General features: G+C 46.8%; 16 protein-coding genes, 1 pseudogene and 1 CRISPR repeat array (1 of these 18 cut by a window edge). Of the genes and pseudogenes, 15 read left to right on the forward strand and 2 right to left on the reverse strand.

The window, feature by feature from the left end:
* Positions 1 to 29: 29 nt before the first annotated feature.
* The 5 genes from C6P39_RS19975 to C6P39_RS19995 all read left to right on the forward strand — a co-directional run bounded on the left by C6P39_RS19975 (position 30) and on the right by C6P39_RS19995 (position 6,708).
* Complete coding sequence (locus C6P39_RS19975; RefSeq protein WP_104804951.1) at positions 30 to 2,303, forward strand: helix-turn-helix domain-containing protein; 2,274 nt, start codon at positions 30 to 32, stop codon at positions 2,301 to 2,303.
* 161 nt (positions 2,304 to 2,464) lie between these two features.
* Positions 2,465 to 3,841 (forward strand): CapA family protein, encoded by a 1,377-nt coding sequence (locus C6P39_RS19980; protein ID WP_104804952.1) that lies wholly within the window; start codon positions 2,465 to 2,467, stop codon positions 3,839 to 3,841.
* The gene (locus C6P39_RS19985) at positions 3,831 to 5,243 is read left to right on the forward strand and encodes an amidohydrolase (protein ID WP_095175120.1); all 1,413 of its coding nucleotides are present in this window, start codon (positions 3,831 to 3,833) and stop codon (positions 5,241 to 5,243) included. Before C6P39_RS19980 ends, C6P39_RS19985 begins: the two co-directional genes overlap by 11 nt.
* Positions 5,244 to 5,259: 16 nt before the next feature.
* Positions 5,260 to 5,976, forward strand: a complete 717-nt coding sequence (locus C6P39_RS19990) for a DUF5058 family protein (RefSeq protein WP_095175121.1) — start codon at positions 5,260 to 5,262, stop codon at positions 5,974 to 5,976.
* 12 nt (positions 5,977 to 5,988) lie between these two features.
* Positions 5,989 to 6,708: a hypothetical protein gene (locus tag C6P39_RS19995; RefSeq protein ID WP_095175122.1), complete on the forward strand. Its 720-nt coding sequence runs from the start codon at positions 5,989 to 5,991 to the stop codon at positions 6,706 to 6,708.
* An 81-nt stretch (positions 6,709 to 6,789) separates the two neighbouring features.
* On the opposite strand, the gene C6P39_RS20000 is transcribed toward C6P39_RS19995, so the two are convergent.
* Positions 6,790 to 7,452 (reverse strand): helix-turn-helix transcriptional regulator, encoded by a 663-nt coding sequence (locus C6P39_RS20000; RefSeq protein WP_095175123.1) that lies wholly within the window; start codon positions 7,450 to 7,452, stop codon positions 6,790 to 6,792.
* A 175-nt stretch (positions 7,453 to 7,627) separates the two neighbouring features.
* Between C6P39_RS20000 and C6P39_RS20005 the strand changes: the two genes are divergently transcribed.
* From C6P39_RS20005 to C6P39_RS20040, 10 genes are all read left to right on the forward strand, one after another.
* Positions 7,628 to 7,999 (forward strand): RidA family protein, encoded by a 372-nt coding sequence (locus C6P39_RS20005; protein ID WP_095175124.1) that lies wholly within the window; start codon positions 7,628 to 7,630, stop codon positions 7,997 to 7,999.
* A 23-nt stretch (positions 8,000 to 8,022) separates the two neighbouring features.
* Complete coding sequence (locus C6P39_RS20010; RefSeq protein ID WP_158661642.1) at positions 8,023 to 9,003, forward strand: 1-aminocyclopropane-1-carboxylate deaminase/D-cysteine desulfhydrase; 981 nt, start codon at positions 8,023 to 8,025, stop codon at positions 9,001 to 9,003.
* Between the two features lie 21 nt (positions 9,004 to 9,024).
* Complete coding sequence (locus C6P39_RS20015) at positions 9,025 to 10,455, forward strand: Na+/H+ antiporter NhaC family protein (protein ID WP_095175126.1); 1,431 nt, start codon at positions 9,025 to 9,027, stop codon at positions 10,453 to 10,455.
* 411 nt (positions 10,456 to 10,866) lie between these two features.
* Positions 10,867 to 11,265, forward strand: coding sequence for an SRPBCC family protein (locus tag C6P39_RS20020; protein ID WP_095175373.1), 399 nt, complete (start codon positions 10,867 to 10,869; stop codon positions 11,263 to 11,265).
* 2 nt (positions 11,266 to 11,267) lie between these two features.
* Positions 11,268 to 11,534: a hypothetical protein gene (locus tag C6P39_RS28330; RefSeq protein ID WP_330407101.1), complete on the forward strand. Its 267-nt coding sequence runs from the start codon at positions 11,268 to 11,270 to the stop codon at positions 11,532 to 11,534.
* A gap of 144 nt (positions 11,535 to 11,678) precedes the next feature.
* Positions 11,679 to 12,212, forward strand: coding sequence for a GNAT family N-acetyltransferase (locus C6P39_RS28335; RefSeq protein WP_207657174.1), 534 nt, complete (start codon positions 11,679 to 11,681; stop codon positions 12,210 to 12,212).
* Positions 12,205 to 12,702, forward strand: a complete 498-nt coding sequence (locus C6P39_RS20030; protein WP_242987086.1) for a hypothetical protein — start codon at positions 12,205 to 12,207, stop codon at positions 12,700 to 12,702. The genes C6P39_RS28335 and C6P39_RS20030 overlap by 8 nt, the downstream gene beginning before the upstream one ends.
* A 15-nt stretch (positions 12,703 to 12,717) precedes the next feature.
* Entirely contained in the window at positions 12,718 to 12,957 is a 240-nt protein-coding gene (locus C6P39_RS28000; protein ID WP_242987087.1) for a GNAT family N-acetyltransferase, read from the forward strand.
* A 45-nt stretch (positions 12,958 to 13,002) separates the two neighbouring features.
* Positions 13,003 to 13,803 carry a sugar phosphate isomerase/epimerase family protein gene (locus C6P39_RS20035; protein WP_104804953.1) on the forward strand — a complete coding sequence of 267 codons (801 nt, stop codon included), beginning with the start codon at positions 13,003 to 13,005 and terminating at the stop codon, positions 13,801 to 13,803.
* Positions 13,804 to 13,963: 160 nt separating this feature from the next.
* Positions 13,964 to 14,485: a hypothetical protein gene (locus tag C6P39_RS20040; RefSeq protein ID WP_104804954.1), complete on the forward strand. Its 522-nt coding sequence runs from the start codon at positions 13,964 to 13,966 to the stop codon at positions 14,483 to 14,485.
* 464 nt (positions 14,486 to 14,949) lie between these two features.
* Here the strand turns inward: C6P39_RS20040 and C6P39_RS20045 are convergent.
* Positions 14,950 to 16,327, reverse strand: a pseudogene (locus tag C6P39_RS20045) (transposase).
* A gap of 184 nt (positions 16,328 to 16,511) precedes the next feature.
* Positions 16,512 to 16,884: direct repeats of the CRISPR family, unit length 32 nt; unit sequence GTCTTCAGCTTCGCGCTGAAGTGGATTGAAAT; it runs 586 nt beyond the window's last position.

Below are 16,884 nucleotides of genomic sequence, written 5' to 3' on the forward strand. Positions count from 1 at the left end.
ATGAACGGATATGAAATAGGAGAGCCGGAATGGATAATTTTCAGGTGTATTTGAACCATATGGAGAGCCTGAGCCATCAGATGAATGACGGGCTCTCCTTTCTTCTTGTCCTGCGGGGGCAGGTGATGTTTACAACCTTTGGGGAAGCCAGTATTCTGGACAGCGACAGCCTGGCTGTGATCAATCACAGGGAACTATACTCTGTGGAGAGCCGCGGGCAGAATATGGTGCTGCTTCTGCGTGTGTCCGGAGAATATCTAAGTACCCGCTGTCCGGAAATACTGAAAAACCGCTATACCTGCAGTTCTGTCAGAGCACAGTCAGGCACAGAGTCCCTGTATGAGTCCCTGAAGCAGAGCGTTGCGCGTATGGCTTTTGTTTACTTAAAACAGGGGGAGGAGGACAGGCTTCTCTTTCAATCCGAATTGATGATGGTGCTGCATACCCTGCTGCACCATTTTATTTCCGGGGAGACGTATGAGATGGGGGAGGTCACCCGGGATGGGAAGCTATATCCTGTCCTTTCCTATATCAATCAGAATTACAGGAGTCCGATCACGCTGGAACAGCTTGCAGCCCAGGCATACCTGTCGGTGCCGTATCTGTCCAAATTGTTCCGAAAGGAAACAGGGGTTTCATATCTGGAATATCTGACCAATATCCGGTTAAAGGCCGCTGTACATGATCTTATTTATACCCAAGAGCCGGTGACCAGGATTGCCATGAACAGCGGGTTTTCGGGAATCAAGACCTTTAACAGCCAGTTTAGGAAAAAGTATGGCTGTTCCCCTGGGGAATACAGAAAAAAGTATGCCCTTATCAGTGAGAAAGAAAGATCCGGCGGAAATAACAGCACAGTCAGGTCACCAGAATCCCTGGAGGCGCTGGTGCGGTATGTAAGCCGCTTTGAGCCGGAGGCAGACATGGGAGAGCCTAAGCGCTGTGTACTCAATATAAGGCAGGCGGGAAGGCTCCAGGTGGATTTCCCCAGGAAGATCTTGGATATCGGACATATCTTGTCCGCTCTGCAGAGTACGGTACAGATGCAGATCCGGGAGGCCCAGAAGGCCATTGGGTTTGAATATGCCATGTTTGACGGCCTTTTCTTTGAAACGGAGCATGTGCCGGACAGAGAATTGATACATTATTTTCAATGTACGGAAATAATAAAAAATCTGGAACAGATGGGTCTGGTCCCTTTTATCAGAGTCAGCCTGACACAGCCTGCCCGTGAGGAAAAAGAAAGGCAGCAGTATCTTTTGAGACGTATGAAGCGTCAATTAGAGACTGTATGCGGCAGATTTGAGGAGGAGTATCTGGAGCAGTGGCATTTTGAATTGTGTGCACCGGAAAAGGAACTGTCCTTTGTTTTGGAGGCCGCGTCAGTGATAAAGCAGGTCTGTTCCAAGTTCAGAACGGGAGTCCTTGTGGGAGAACATCCCTATCCTGCAAAGAAAATGGATTTTGTGATGCACAACCAGTTTCTGCTGCTTGTGGACTTCCTCAGCTTTACCTCGGACCCGAACCAGGCCCTGGCTCCTGCGGAGGAGACAAAATACCGGGAGTTCCACAGAAACTACCACCACAGGAAACTGGAGGCAGTGAAGGCGTGGATGGAAGAGACAGGGGCCAGACTTCCGGTATATCTGACCCATTTTAACACTCTTACGGGAAAGTCCCAGGTGGAGGCAGGGGAGTTTCACAGGACAGCGCTGATCGCGGACATGGTCTTTTCCCTGGCCCAGACCACAGCCGGTATGGCTTTTGCCCTGAACCTCTCCAGCAGAGACAATCCCGTGCCGGCACTGCTGTCTTATCCCTTAAGTCTTTTTTTGTACAATAATATCAGACGGCCTCTGTTCTTTACCCTCCGCTCCCTGATGCTTTTGAAGGAGCAGGTGCTTATGTTTGACAGTCATATTTTAGTGACCATGGACAAGAAAGGAACCTTGGCTGTGCTTATGTACCACCCCTGTTATACAGACCCCTTTCAGTCCCTGGATCATGTGAGAGGAACCGGAAATATAAGAAATGTAGATCTGATTCTGCAGAATATGCCGGCAGGCCGTTACCGGATCAAGAGCATAAGATTGGACCGCGACAATGGAAGTCTTTATAATAACTGGCTGAAAATGAATTTCTCAAATCCTCTGGAGGAAGATGATATTGTGGAATATCTGGAGAATTTCTGCAATCCATCTATCTCACTTGTGGAAGAGTCTATTGACGGCAGATATGAGATCCATCAGTCTTTGACACTCAACGCCATTGCTGTTTTTCTCATCAGGCGGGAGGCAGATTAAAAAAAGGTAGTCTTTTTTTAATCTGCTTTTTCTTTTTCATCTAATTAACTAAAAAACATCCCTATTGTTCTTTTTTATGCCCTGTTTTCTTTCCTTTTGTAAAGTTATACTGTGATCATGAAAACGGCAGAAGCCGGATCACAGAGAAAGCGGGAGAGAAAATGAAGTATAAAACATCAAAACCCATTCAGTGGCTTGCCAGGGCAGCCAGTGTGGTGATGTGGAATCAGTTCAGGTATCCCCAGCCGGTAAAAGATGTGTATGATGTGGCAGACAACACATTTGAAAAACTGAAATGGGCATACCGGTGCTGGGTACATCAGCTGGAGAGAGCTGAAAAGGATTCGGGGATCGAGGATTATTTCTCCGGGCAGAAGATGGAATTTACCCTGCCGGAGGATTTTCAGGTGCAGGAAGAGGTCACTATGTCTGCAGGAGGGGATCTGATGGCAGTGGACTGCCTGACTTATGAAAATACGCCCCACCTGTTTGATGAGATCGCGGATTTTTATTTCGGGGCTGACATCACCTGTGCCAATCTGGAATCCACGGTTTTCCATAAGGCACCCCTGGGCAGAAACCAGGTCATGGGGATGCCGGCAAAAATGAACACTTCGGAGGCCATGCTGGACCGTTTCTGGCAGGAGGGTGCAGGCATCAACTATTTTTCCACAGCCAATAACCACTGTTTTGATCATGGGGAGGATGGTCTGTTCGCAACCCTGGACTGCCTGGAAAAAAGAGGCTGTTACCATTCCGGTACGAACAGGAACAGGGAGGAGCAGGAGGATGTGCTGGTGATCGAGAAGAACGGCATCCGCATTGCCATGCTGTCCTATACCTTTGATATGAACGGGAATCATTATGAGAATAAGGCGCTGATCAATGAAGTCAGATTCAATGACAGGAATCCGGATCTGTCGCTGGTAAAACACCATGTGAAAAGAGCCGGAGAAAAGAAAGCGGATATCATTGTGGCCTCTGTCCACTGGGGATGGGAATTTGAACTGTATCCGCACAAAAATGTCATAGAGACAGGACACAAGCTGGCTGAAATGGGAATTGACGTGATAATCGGCGGCCACCCCCATGTGTGCCAGCAGATGGAAAACTACAAAGGAAGCCTGATCCTGTACTCCATGGGTGATTTCGTGAGTTATCATCCCCTTACAAAAGATTCCAGGCTTACTTATGTGGTGAAGTTCAGAATTGCAAAAGGAATAGAAAAAGGAAGCGCTGCCGGTACCTGCCGCATCCATGATTTTCAGATCCTTCCTGTCTATATCCTGACAGAGGAGCGGGCAGACGAAAGCTATGACTGCAGACTGGTGCCGTTTGAAAAGGTGCTGCGTGATACGGACATAGACGGAGCCTTCCGGTATGGACTTACGCAAAAAGAGCGAAAGGACCTGCCAAGGCTCTGGAATAAGGTGTTAATGAAAATACTGCTTCCTTCTAACGGGAAAGATTTGCTTGTAAAGACACAAAAAGAGAGAAGGCCGGAGGCCGGAAAAGAGAGGGTATCTTATGAAGTATGAAATGCTGGACAGACTGTTGGAGGAAAAGAGGGCAGTGTTTGAGAATGTCAGTGACAGGATTTGGGAGTTTGCAGAGACACGGTTTCAGGAGAAGCAGTCAGCAGCGCTGCAGAAAGAAACACTGCGGGCGGAAGGATTTGAAATTGAGGAAAATTTGGGAGGCATTGAGACTGCATTTAGCGCCAAGTTTGGGGCCGGGCATCCGGTGATCGGGATTTTGGGAGAGTATGACGCGCTTCCGGGAATGTCCCAGAAAGCGGATCTCACAAAAAAAGAGCCGGAAGCAGAGGGCGCACCGGGACACGGCTGCGGCCACCATCTTCTGGGCACCGGATGTATGGAAGCGGCTGTGGCGGTAAAAGACTATCTTATGAAAAATCCCATGGAGGGGACTGTGGTCTATTACGGCTGTCCCGGTGAAGAAGGCGGAGCCGGAAAAGCATTTATGGTGAGGGAAGGCTGTTTTGAGGACTGTGATATCTGTCTGGCCTGGCATCCCTATTCGGCCAATTTCAGTTCGATCTCCACACTGGCAAATGCCCGTATCTTTTATGATTTCCACGGCGTGAGCGCACATGCGGCAGCAGCACCCCATCTGGGGAGAAGCGCACTGGATGCGGTGGAGCTTATGAGCGTAGGGGTCAATTATCTGAGAGAGCATATGATACCGGAAGCCCGTGTGCATTATGCGGTGACGAACGCAGGCGGCGAGGCACCGAATGTGGTTCCAGCTTATGCCCAGGTGCTTTACTCTGTGCGTGCACCGGGAACAGAGGAACTTCACAAGCTGATCGGGAGAGTGAATAAAGTGGCAGAGGGGGCTGCCATGATGACGGAGACAGAGGTGGAGATCCGTGTGGTGAGCGCCTACTCTGACGTTCTTCAGAACAAAACCCTGGATCAGCTTGTATTCAGCCATATCCGGGAAATCTATCCTTTGAAATACACGGAGGAGGAGATGGCTTATGCAGAGAAATTCCATGCAGCCGGGGACCCGGGAGACTGGAAGACATACCAGGGGCTTGCAAGGCAGTTTTACGGGGAAAAGGGAAGTGCGTTTTTTAAGGGAGCTATGGCGGATACCATATTTCCTCCGGTTCCTGTCAAGATGGGTTCCACCGACGTGGGGGATGTGAGCTGGACCGTGCCCACCTCCTGGTTTGGAAGCGCCTGCTATGCGCTGGGAACCCCCGCCCATTCCTGGCTGGCAGTGGCTCAGGGAAAATCAGGGATCGCAAAAAGAGGGATGGAGGCAGCAGCTTCTGTGATTGCAAGGACCGCACTGGATATTCTGGAAAATCCCGGAATCGCGGCAAAGGCGAAGGAAGATATGGAAAAGGCAAAAAATGGATTTACATATAAGAGTGTGATCCCGGCAGAAGTGAAAGCCGGGGCGTTTTAAGAGAGGGGGAACTATTTTGAACAAGCAGTATTCTTTTGTGGCGAACAGCAGCGTTATGTTTCTCATCTGCGGGCTGGCGATCCTTGTGGTATTGGTACAGGCAGCCATTTTTTTCAGGGCAGCCTGGAAAGAAGCCATCCGTATTGGATTTACCAGATCAGATCTGATGAAAGTGGTGAAGAGCAGCACCGTGTTTTCCATTGTACCTTCCCTGCCCATTATAATCAGCTATATGATCCTGCTTCCGGCCCTGGGAAAATTCTTTCCCTGGCTCAGGCTGAGTGTTATCGGTTCCGCCACCTATGAGACCATGGCGGCAAATATGGCGGTTACATCTTACGGATTCAGCAGCCTTGGCAGCGCTGATTTTTCACCGGATGTGTTTGGGTCTATTATGTGGGTAGTGACTCTGGGCGTATTTTTATCCAGCATGTCAGCTTTGATCCTGAAAAAATACGATAAAAAAATGCAGAGTATCACCACAAATAAAAAATCTTTCGGTGCACTGGTGCCGAACATTATGTTTTTAGGCATGATGGCGACCCTGGCAGCACCTTATCTGGTGGATGTGACAAATGTGGTATCTCTTTCCACCATCGTGGTGTCTGCGGGTGTTATGATACTTATGGACAAACTGTCTAAAAACTGGAAACCACTGAAGGAGTTTGCATTTTCCATCAGTATGATATCCGGCATGGCTATGGCTTGTCTGGTGACAAGTCTGATCAAATAGGAGGAACTGGAGATGAAGAAAACAACATCCTCCCCGCAGGAGGGAAATTCATTTAATAACCGCATCCATAACCTGGGCATCACCACCACGCTGATCGTGTGGGTGTTCTTCCTGCTGGTACCCACTGTGGTGTGTATTGCATTTAAACTGAAAGTGAATGTAAAAGAAATGCTTATTGTGGCAGCTCCCATTGCACTGATATTTATGATCACGGGTATCTGTGAAAAGTTGTCCATGGCACCTATCATAGGGCCGGGTGCTGTATATCTGGCATCTTCCACAGGGAATATCCAGAATATGAAACTGCCTGCCGCGCTGAATGCCATGCGTATCATGGAGTGTGAGGAGGGAAGTGAGAAAGGGCGTGTGGTGTCTATCTTGGCAGTGGCAACCTCATCCTTTGTGACCACTATCATCGTATTCTGCGGAATGCTGTTTCTGGCGCCGATCATGACACCGCTGCTCACCAATCCTGTGATCAGTCCGGCTTTTGACAACATGTTTCCCGCGCTGGTAGGCCCCCTTGTCATTCCGGTCCTGATGAAAAATCTGAAAGTGGCAGTGGTTCCATTCGCGCTTGCTATGTGTCTTGCCGTGGTGTGCGGAGCCTTTTACTCCACCATCCAGAGTATACTTATGGCAGTGGTGATACTGGTATCTCTCGGGATATTCGGAACGGTCTATAAGAAGAGAGAGAAAAAGCAGACAGAGGTTTTAGAACAGAACGTGTAAGAAGTAAAGAGAAAAATAGGGATGTGGGAACGTGTGCCGGACAGAGGTGTTTTCTGTCCGGCACACTTGCGTCAAATGCCTTTAACTGCCGTTTTCCTTTTCCAGGTTCCGCAGATGCAGATATACGGTATTCTTAGAAATGCCAAGGCTTTCTGCTGCCTTGATGACAGCATCTTTCATATTGAAAATACCTTTTTCGTACAGGAGATGGATGATCTCCTTATTTTTATTGGTAGTGGAGATCATAGGATTGGCGTATATTTTTGTTTTGGCCTCATCCAGGGCGGAGGTGATCAGGTCCTCCACATTGTCGCTGAAGGTCTCTGTCACACCGGGGACAATACTGCTTGCAGGGGTGAAGCTTGCCAGGATGCTGGCAAAAGAAACCTCCGTGTGGAAATTGATGCAAAGAAGGCCGATGATGCGTTTCTTTTCCCCAAGGATAGGAATGGTGGCGGATTTCAGAGTGTTGCCGTTTTTCTTATTAAAGTAACACAGGGCGGCAGGCTCTTTTTTCTGACGGATATTGTCCAGCATTTTCAGTGCCAGATCTGTGATGGGAGCGCCCTCCACACGTCCAGTGTAATGTCCGTTAATGATTTTTATGACAGAGTGCTCCAGGTTCTCCAGGCTGTGGAGAATCAGTTCATATCCGTCCCCTAAATATTCTGCAAGTCCGTCCAGGACTGTCTTATATGATTCCAGAATGGTTTTATCTGTTTCTGTCAGGGTAAGGTAATTCATGGCAAAATCCTCCTTTCGTTTTATTATAACTTTTTTATGAAGGAAACGCAACATAGACTAAAAAATATTTCAGTGAAAAGAGTAAAAGAATGAAAAAATATCTATTGACTAAAAAATAGTTTAGTGATATACTCTTTAATATGATAAAACGACAGAGAAAAGGGGGACTGAAATTATGGAAATTATCAGTACAGAAAAAGCACCGGCCGCAATCGGCCCGTATTCACAGGGAATGAGAACGAATGAACTTTTGTTCACTTCAGGACAGATTCCCATTGACCCGTCTACCGGTGAGGTTGTGGAGGCGGAGATCACCGCTCAGGCAAAGCAGTCTATTGAAAATGTAGGTGCTGTGCTTGCAGCAGGAGGCAGCAGCTTTGAAAAAGTGGTCAAGACCACCTGCTTTCTGGCGGACATGAAGGATTTTGCCGCGTTTAATGAAGTTTATGCAAAATACTTCACCACCAACCCGGCCCGCTCCTGTGTGGCGGTTAAAACACTGCCAAAGGGTGTGCTCTGTGAAGTCGAGGTAATTGCTGAGCGTTAGAGAGGGGGAGAGGAAGCATGCATTTGCTGGAGACTTTTTTAGAGAAGACGGAACGGGTACCGCTTATGCCGGCTCCCACACCGCTCCATCGTCTGCACAGGCTGGAGGAGCAGTGGAGATATCCCGGAATTTATATCAAACGTGATGATATGACAGGCATCGGTCCCGGAGGCAACAAGATAAGGAGTCTGGAATACATACTGGGGGAGGCGGTAAAGGAGGGCAGCAGGACGATTCTGGCAGCAGGGCCTGCCCAGTCCAATCTCTGTACCCTGACGGCTGCGGCCTGCGCCAAATTGGGACTGGACTGCGAACTGGTCCACAACGGTACAGAGCCGGAGAAGAAAGAGGGGAATCTGCTGCTGAACCGGATCCTTGGGGTGAAATCCCATTTTCTTGGGGATGTGGACTCGGATGCCCGCAATGCCTTTGTGGAGGAGCTGTTTGAAAAGTACCGCAGGGACGGGAAAAACCCCTATGTGGTGAGAAACGGAGCAACCACGGGAAGAGGGGCTCTTGGGTACACGGCAGCGGTGCCGGAGCTTATGAAACAATGTAAGGAGCAGGGGATCAGCACCATGACCATTTTTGCACCGGGAGGAAACGGCGGTGTGGCAGCAGGGCTGGTGTACGGGAATGCAGTTATGGGAAATCCCTTCCGTATTGTAATCGTCAGTGTGGAGGATGACAGGGAAAACCTGGGAAGACACATTGCGGATACTGTGCGGGAGGTGGAGGAGATAACGGGAATCCCGGCAGGAAAACCTGTGGAAGAGCTCTGTTTTATTGAGGATGGTTTCCGGGGCCGGGGCTGGGGCGCAAATACCAGTGAGAGTGCCAAGGAGATCTTTTCCTTTGCCAGGGCTGAAGGTATTTTTATTGAAAACATTTATAACAGTAAAGTTCTGGTCGGTATGAGGGACTGGCTGGAAAAGGGAAAAACAGAGGGGCCTGTCTGCTATCTGCATACAGGAGGCTTTGGCTCTCTGTTTGCCCAGTATTGACACGAAAGAGGAGGGAAAACTATGGATTACGGATTTTTGACTTTGATTCCGCCAATCATTGCCATTGCATTTGCCATCGCGTTTCGGAAGGTGGCGCTTGCTCTTTTGATTGGTATTTTTTCCGGAGAACTGATCCTGTGCGGATGGAATCCGCTCACCGCTGTGAATGAGATGGTGAACCAGATCTTAAATGTCTGCGCAGACACAGGAAACCTGAAAACATTTCTGTTTACAACACTGATGGGAGCATTTGTTATTCTGGTGCGTGTGTCAGGGGGCGTCAATGGCTTTGTGACGTATCTGACAGAGCAGGGCAATAAGGTAAAGAGTAAAAAGATGGCTATGATGATCGCCTATATCATCGGTATCATTATTTTCATCGACGGACTATTAAGTATCATGTTCACCGGTGTTGTGACAAGGCCACTGATTGACAAGTATAAAGTTTCCAGAGAAAAGCTGGCCTATATCTGTGACTCCACATCAGCACCGATCAATGCCATTATCCCGCTGAACTCCTGGGGCGCTATGCTTATGGGACTGATCGGGGCAGAGATAACGGCCGGTGTGATCGCCGGGGACCCTATGAATCTTCTGATTCGGAGTCTGCCGTTCCAGTTCTACAGCATTGTTTCCCTTATTATGGTATTGTTCTACATATTAAGCGGAAAAGACTGGGGGCCCATGAAAAAAGCAGAGGAGCGTGTGCAGACTACAGGAAAGCTGTATGATGACGGCGTTGTTCCCCTGCTTAACGACAGCGAAGGCTTTGATGAACTGGTAGAACCCGGTAAAGAAAACAAGTGGAATATGATGCTGCCGCTTATTGTGCTGATCGGCGGAACTTTTATCGGCCTGCTTGTCACAGGTAAGGGAAATATCACAGAGGGTGACGGAACTACATCCATTCTCTATGCAGTTACCATTACACTGCTGGTTATGTGTATCTTCTACACAAGACAGAAGATCATGACAGGAAAGCAGTTTGGAGATTTTGTACTGAAAGGTGTCAGCAATATGCTTACCCTTGTGATCCTGTTGGTTTTGGCATTTGCCATCGGCGGTGTGATCAAGACATTGGGAACAGGCACCTTCCTTGCAAGCCTGATCGGAGGTAAAGTCAGCGGTGCTTTCGGACCTGCTATCATTTTCCTGCTGGGCGCAGTTATGGCTTTCAGCACAGGCACAAGCTGGGGTACTTTCTCCATTATGATGCCCATAGCGATTCCAATGGCAGTTGCCATGGATTCCAATATTCTGCTGGCGATCGGTGCGGTTGTCTCAGGCGGTATTTTCGGAGACCACTGTTCTCCAATCTCAGATACAACCATTCTGTCCTCCATGTCGGTGGGCACGGATCTGTTCTCACATGTGAAGACGCAGCTTCCTTATGCAGTCGTGACGGCGGCGATCGCCACGGTGCTGTATGTGGTGTGCGGCTTGGTGATGTGATCTTGTATTCATAAGTAAGCGCCTGTCATCCGGGGTACGGAGGGCAGGCGCTTAATGACTTTTTATCATTCAATCATTCCATCCAGAAAAGCGTTCAGGATATTTTGTGGGGCATCATAATAAAAACTGCTGTTATAATCGTCAATTTTGTCACTGACAAAGGAATGGTATGGTTACTGTTCACAGGCCACTGTACCGGGAGGCGTTTTCATGCCGGAAGCATGAAAATCCCGAGGCAGCCAGCGCGATATGGGGCAGAATGCTCCATATCTGTGCATCGCGAAGCGTGTTACTGGACACGGAGTGAACAGTAACATGGTATGCTGCGAAGAGGGCATCTATTATGGATATGCAATTGACAAGGAGAAAAGGAGAGGGTAGACTGGAAGAAAAGTGAAAATGGAGGCAGATATGGCCAAAGCAAATATGAAGATCCGCCTGGCGGCCAGCGCGGAACAGGTTTGGAAGGTAGTTACAGATAATAAACATTATGGGTGGCGCAGTGATTTGAGCCGGATAGAAGAAATGGGGGACGGCAAGACTTTTGTAGAGTACACAAAAAGCGGATTCCCCACAACATTTACGATCACAAAAAAGATACCGTTTCGTCAGTATGAATTTGACATGGAAAATGAAAATATAAAAGGTCATTGGACGGGCCTGTTTCGTGAGAGCGGCAATGGGACGGAGATGGATTTTACCGAGGATGTGGAAATGAAGAAGCCGTTTTTGAAATTTGCAGCAGGGATGTATCTGAAAAAGCAGCAGAAAAAATATGCGGAAGATTTGAAAAAAGAGCTGGGAGTATAGAGATGACAGAGAAACGTATCAATGAGATAGTCCACAAGCTGTACTGGGAGCAGGATGTCAACTGTGCGGGGACAATGCTCAGGTGCCTGGGGGAAGCATTTCAGGTGAAGCTTGACAGGCAGGTACTAAGCGCGGCGGCGGGAATGCATGGGGCCGGAGGATATCGGGCGCAGTGCGGCCTGGTGGAAGGTGTGCTGCTGTTTATCGGGATATATTGTGAATTGACAGGAAAGGACGGCGGGGATGTGGCAAAATACTGTTACGAGTAGGCGGAGTCATTTACGGATCGGTTTGGCTCGCTGAGGTGTTTTGATCTGCGCCCGGGAGTTTTTACGGAGCAGGACCCGCCGCATTTATGTGAAAAGCTTACATGTGAGGCGGTTCTCTTTGCCTGCGAATTCATTGGTAACAGGATGGGTGGAGAACCTGTAGCAGATGCGTGGCAGACAGATGTGGACGATATGATCTTGAGGATGGCGGGACGGGAGGACTGTGAAGCGCTGACGGAAATGCGCATGGCATTTTTGGAAGATGAGCATGGATGTCTGGCTTGTGAGAAGGATGCCGTAATGCGCAGGCAGATTTTGAGATACTTTGAAAGTCATCTGGGGCAGGATTTACATGCATTTACGGCTGTGGACAGATGTGGGAATATGGCGGCCTCTGCTTTTCTGATGATTGCAGAAAGGCCGGCAATGCCTGATTGTTTGAGCGGGAAGGTCGGAACTGTGTTCAATGTATATACGAAACCCGGGTACAGAAGGCAGGGGATGGCGTACAGGCTGATGGAAATGCTTCTGAAAAAGGCCGAAGAAGTGGGTGTTACCTATGTGGATCTGAAAGCCACAAAGGATGGTTATGAGCTTTACAGAAAACTGGGGTTTAAAGAGAATACATCCGTATATACAGATATGAGATATTGGGTGGAGAAGAACGTAGATGGATAAAAAGGAAATAACAGAGGTTATAAAAGAACATCTGGCGGATTTCTTAGAATGCGGAGTCGATATTTTTCAGCAGAAAGGACTTGTTTTTCATGTGGTGGGGAGCAGGGCCGAGGCGTACCAGAAACCGTTTTTTCAAGTGATCAGCATGGAAAATGCCATAATTGCGGCGGTGTCTTCTTCTGTATTGAAAGAGGCAGAGCGGCTGCTTACAGGAAAGAGCAGGGAGGAGATATTTGAGTGTCCTCTGCTTTATGGACAGTCTGTTTATTTTATTCCGGATGTAAAGCAGAGCAGGAGAAAAGAGATGCTGCCGGAGTATACCTATAGAATGCTGGAAGGGGAAGGACTTTTGGAACTTCAGGGGATCAAAGGGTTTGACAATTCGCTGATGTTTGATGCAGACGGGAATACCGGCACTTATATAGTATTTTATGCGGAGAGAGACGGTGAGATCGCAGGCCTCGCGGGAGCTTCCATTGAATCTGAGTAGGTATGGGAAATTGGTGTGGATGTAAAAGAAAAATATAGAAAAAGCGGGCTGGCCTCTGTGCTGGTAAATCATTTGATGTACAGTATTCTTGATAGGAATATCGTTCCTATTTACTGTGCAGCATCATCTAATACGGCCTCTCAGGCTGCAGCGTTTCGGGCCGGATTCCAGCCTTGCTGGGTAAGTACCTATAAAAATATACTGGATGGAAGTTCCGGGTATGATGAGCTGGTGAGACGATTGTATTCTGAATAGTCGGGGTTAATAGGGCGCTTTGATAGGGCAGAGGAGGGGCGCGTTATGCAGTTTGGAATGCCAACATTAATAGAGAACAGAAATTTAGAGGAGAATGCAGAGCTTTGCAGTGAATTGGGGCTGGACTTTTTAGAGCTAAATATGAATATGCCTATGTATCAGGTTGATAAGATTGGGGATATTCATAGTTTGTTGGAATTGGCAGAGAGATATGGTATTTATTATACTATTCATTTGGATGAGAATTTGAATGTCTGTGATTTCAATGAGGCTGTTGCTGAGGCGTATCTGGATACTGTCAGGCGTACCATTCAGATTGCAGAGGAACTGGGCTGTCCGATCATTAATATGCATATGAATAAAGGGGTGTATTTTACTTTGCCGGACAGAAAGATTTATTTGTTCGAGCAGTATAGGGAATGGTATCTGGAAGGGATCCGCAGATTCAGGAAGATATGTGAGAATGTGAGTAAAGATGCGGAGGTATTGATTTCTATTGAAAATACAGATGGTTTTACCAACTTTCAGAGGGAGGCTGTGGAATACCTGCTGGAGAGCAGGGTGTTTTCTCTGACTTGGGATGTGGGACATTCCTACGTGGATGCTATGGAGGACGAGAGGTTCATTCTGGAGCACGAGGAGAAATTAGCCCATTTTCATATGCATGATGCAATGGGAGGACGAAACCATTTGGCCCTGGGGACTGGGGAAGTAGATTTGGCAGAGAGATTCAAAGCTGCCGGGAGAAATAAATGCAGATGTGTGTTGGAGACGAAGACGGTTCAGGCACTTAGAGAGTCTGTGGCGTGGATGCGCAGGAATGGAATTATGGACAGATATCTATAAGGGAGGGTAACAGTTGAGTACCCTCACAGTTACAGGCAAAAATCCATGCAGAATCGCCTTTGGCGATGGGATTTTTGCTTGGCCGTGGAACACTTTCTTACGGTCAGCGCAGTGAATGCGCAGACCTACTGAATAGTTACAAGGGAGGGACTTAGCAGCATTGGAAAAGGAAAGATATTCGGAGATCATAAGGGAACAGACTAATAGGGCATTGTGGGAAGTTGGCAATGTGATCAAATGTATCCCGGAGGACATTTGGGGAAAAGAGTATTGCGGGATGCCCCTGTGGAAACATGTGTATCATATGCTCCACTCCCTGGACTTGTGGTTTATGAATCCAAATGATACAGGATATAAGGAACCGGGGTTTCATGTGAAGGATTTAAATAACCTGGATGTGGTGACAGAGAAGGAGATTTCACGTGAACAGATTCATGATTACTTTTTATGGGTGGAGAGAAAGATTAAAAGGTATATAGAGGAATTAATGGATGAGGAACTGCTGGAAAGCCCAGAGGGGTGTAAGTATACGGGATTTACACTTATATTGGCGCAGCACAGACATCTGCATACTCATATGGGAATGATAATGGGATTCATAGTCGCAGAAACAGGCCTGTGGCCCAGAGTGCTGGGGCTTGAAGGGGAAATTCCGGAGGGGGGATATGAGAAATATTTTTGAAGGGCTGGTGGGGAGAAAAAGGCAATGTATTTGTGGAATAATGGACTGGGGTGTGTTATAATTTAATCATGTGTAATGGTGCGAAAGGTAAACATAAATCTGTGGGGGGATTCGCACCGATATGTAGTTGTAAAAATATGGTTTATGACTTGTTTTTGGGGATGAAAAGGAGAAGGGGATGGGAAGTGTTGGTGGATTTGTATAAGAGAATGTATTTAGGTGATTGCGAAACGAGTTCGCAATTCTGATTCCAAAGAGAAAGAAACCCTGCAAAGTAGTATTGGGGGGATAACAGTCAGTTCCGTGAAAATTGGCGTACTTTAATAAGCCTTACCGTTTATAAAGTTGCAAGTCCGATATCATGCAGAATCAGGCTATAAGCGGTTTCAGACTTCGAAGATATTCATGTTTATGGATGTTGTCTGCTAACAGAACTGTGATCAATTGGGTAATTCCTGCAAGGATTAAATCAGCATGAAGTGTTTTTTCGTTTTGTGTATGCCTTCCTGCTAAGCAAAGATTCATTTTGGTGTGTTGAATATTTCGCTCTACAATCGTTCTGATTTTGTAGGTTTCGTTCCACTCATCCGTACCACGGAGTACACCGGGATAGGCACGAAGATTCTTTTCGGGATAGATGTAAACCATTCGCCCACATTTGGAAGTAGTACAGGGATTTTCACATTGACATTCACGATGTTGTTTTTGAGTGGACCTGTCATAGATCCATTTGACCTTTGGACAGACGAATTTAAAAGCTTTGATATCCGTTCCTCTTCTTTTTGTTCCTTCCGGTTTCATGGCAAGGTTCACATCATGAGGACAACAGGGTATTCCATCTTCATTGATGGTATAGTCCATATTTTCCAGATGTGAGCGTATATTTAAAGGAATATATGCTTTGGAGAAATGCTTATCTTTTCCAAAGGTATCACTGCTAAAAAGATCTTTGTATAACTGAGCTGTATCAAAGGCAGAATCACCAAGAAACGTTTGGGGATTGATGAGCGGGTGTTTCAGAAAGAAATCTCTCAATGTAGGAATCAGAAGTTTGGAATCATGGACTGATTTATCTTCATCAGGAGAATCTGATTTCTTTTCTACGACAATGTCAGGATGATTATTCAAAAAATCCTTGTTGTAAAAGGAAATATGGCGAATGATTCCAAGCCCGTTAGTTACAATGCCAAATTTAAAGACATAACAAAAGTGCCCATTTATGTATAACTGTTTGATTTCAGGGTTTGCAGCTGCGTGGGGGGGCATTTTACCGTAAGCTGCTTTATAAGGGTCATAGTTATCGTCAAATCCCTGGGCTTTTGCATATGCTTTTAACTGCTTGATAATTCTGTTTGCATACTTAGGGTTGTTTTCTGTAACGAATGCTTCAATGCCGGAGGAATCAAAGATAGTCATATCTGCTTTGGCAGAATCAATAGCCTGGCAGATGGGTTCTGTAAGATCAACAAGGTTGTCAAAAACGAGTTGCAGATCATCAATAAAATTCTGTTTAAAGCGAGTGATTTTTGAAGCATCAGGTACTTTGGAGAAACCACAAAAATCCCTGAGAGGTTTTGAGTAAGCGAGGATAATCAGAAGAAGCTGGTCAGTAGGGATGGAGAAGATCCGCTGAATAATGAGTGCCCAAAGCAAGGCACGCAAAGGGTATTTGCGGGTTCGTCCCGTTGATGCATAAAAGTGATTACGAAAAGTAATCGGAATAATTTCATCAATGTCGATATGTTGTTCTAATAGAGTTAGAAATGCAGGTTTGTCATTTTCAAATTTGTCCTGACAATCTTGAAAAACATCATTTAAAGAAAGCTGTTTATATGGTATCATAAGTATCAGAATAACTCCTTTCTTAGGTGTGGTTAATGGTTTCTCGACAACTCTATTATACCATATCCAGTGAGGAGTTATTTGATTTTAATAACAAAAAAATGCCGTATTTATGCGGCTTTAGGCGTTTCGCAAACGCCTAAGAGAATGTATTAGGTGAGAGGTGGAATTGGTTATATTTGCTGTCTTCAGCTTCGCGCTGAAGTGGATTGAAATATTGGAACAGGGGGATATCGCAGATCTGTGCAGGGTCTTCAGCTTCGCGCTGAAGTGGATTGAAATATTAGTGCCCAGACAATCAAATTACCGAGAATGGGTCTTCAGCTTCGCGCTGAAGTGGATTGAAATAATATAAGGGATGGTGGTTCAGATGCGAAATCTTGTCTTCAGCTTCGCGCTGAAGTGGATTGAAATGTCACAGTCCCGTTGCTGGTATATGACCCATCCGGGTCTTCAGCTTCGCGCTGAAGTGGATTGAAATGCAAGCCGTCTGCATGATGCAGGTATGTCCACACGTGTCTTCAGCTTCGCGCTGAAGTGGATTGAAATTATGGAAT

Source organism: Blautia marasmi (assembly GCF_900258535.1).
Classification (GTDB): Bacteria; Bacillota; Clostridia; order Lachnospirales; family Lachnospiraceae; genus Blautia; species Blautia hominis.

Coding starts and splice junctions, on each gene's coding strand:
- C6P39_RS19975 (WP_104804951.1), top strand. CDS start 30: ATGGATAATTTTCAGGTGTATTTGAACCATATGGAGAGCCTGAGCCAT.
- C6P39_RS20035 (WP_104804953.1), top strand. CDS start 13,003: ATGCAGTTTGGAATGCCAACATTAATAGAGAACAGAAATTTAGAGGAG.
- C6P39_RS20020 (WP_095175373.1), top strand. CDS start 10,867: ATGGCCAAAGCAAATATGAAGATCCGCCTGGCGGCCAGCGCGGAACAG.
- C6P39_RS20030 (WP_242987086.1), top strand. CDS start 12,205: ATGGATAAAAAGGAAATAACAGAGGTTATAAAAGAACATCTGGCGGAT.
- C6P39_RS20015 (WP_095175126.1), top strand. CDS start 9,025: ATGGATTACGGATTTTTGACTTTGATTCCGCCAATCATTGCCATTGCA.
- C6P39_RS20000 (WP_095175123.1), bottom strand. CDS start 7,452: ATGAATTACCTTACCCTGACAGAAACAGATAAAACCATTCTGGAATCA.
- C6P39_RS19985 (WP_095175120.1), top strand. CDS start 3,831: ATGAAGTATGAAATGCTGGACAGACTGTTGGAGGAAAAGAGGGCAGTG.
- C6P39_RS28335 (WP_207657174.1), top strand. CDS start 11,679: ATGGGTGGAGAACCTGTAGCAGATGCGTGGCAGACAGATGTGGACGAT.
- C6P39_RS28330 (WP_330407101.1), top strand. CDS start 11,268: ATGACAGAGAAACGTATCAATGAGATAGTCCACAAGCTGTACTGGGAG.
- C6P39_RS19980 (WP_104804952.1), top strand. CDS start 2,465: ATGAAGTATAAAACATCAAAACCCATTCAGTGGCTTGCCAGGGCAGCC.
- C6P39_RS20005 (WP_095175124.1), top strand. CDS start 7,628: ATGGAAATTATCAGTACAGAAAAAGCACCGGCCGCAATCGGCCCGTAT.
- C6P39_RS19995 (WP_095175122.1), top strand. CDS start 5,989: ATGAAGAAAACAACATCCTCCCCGCAGGAGGGAAATTCATTTAATAAC.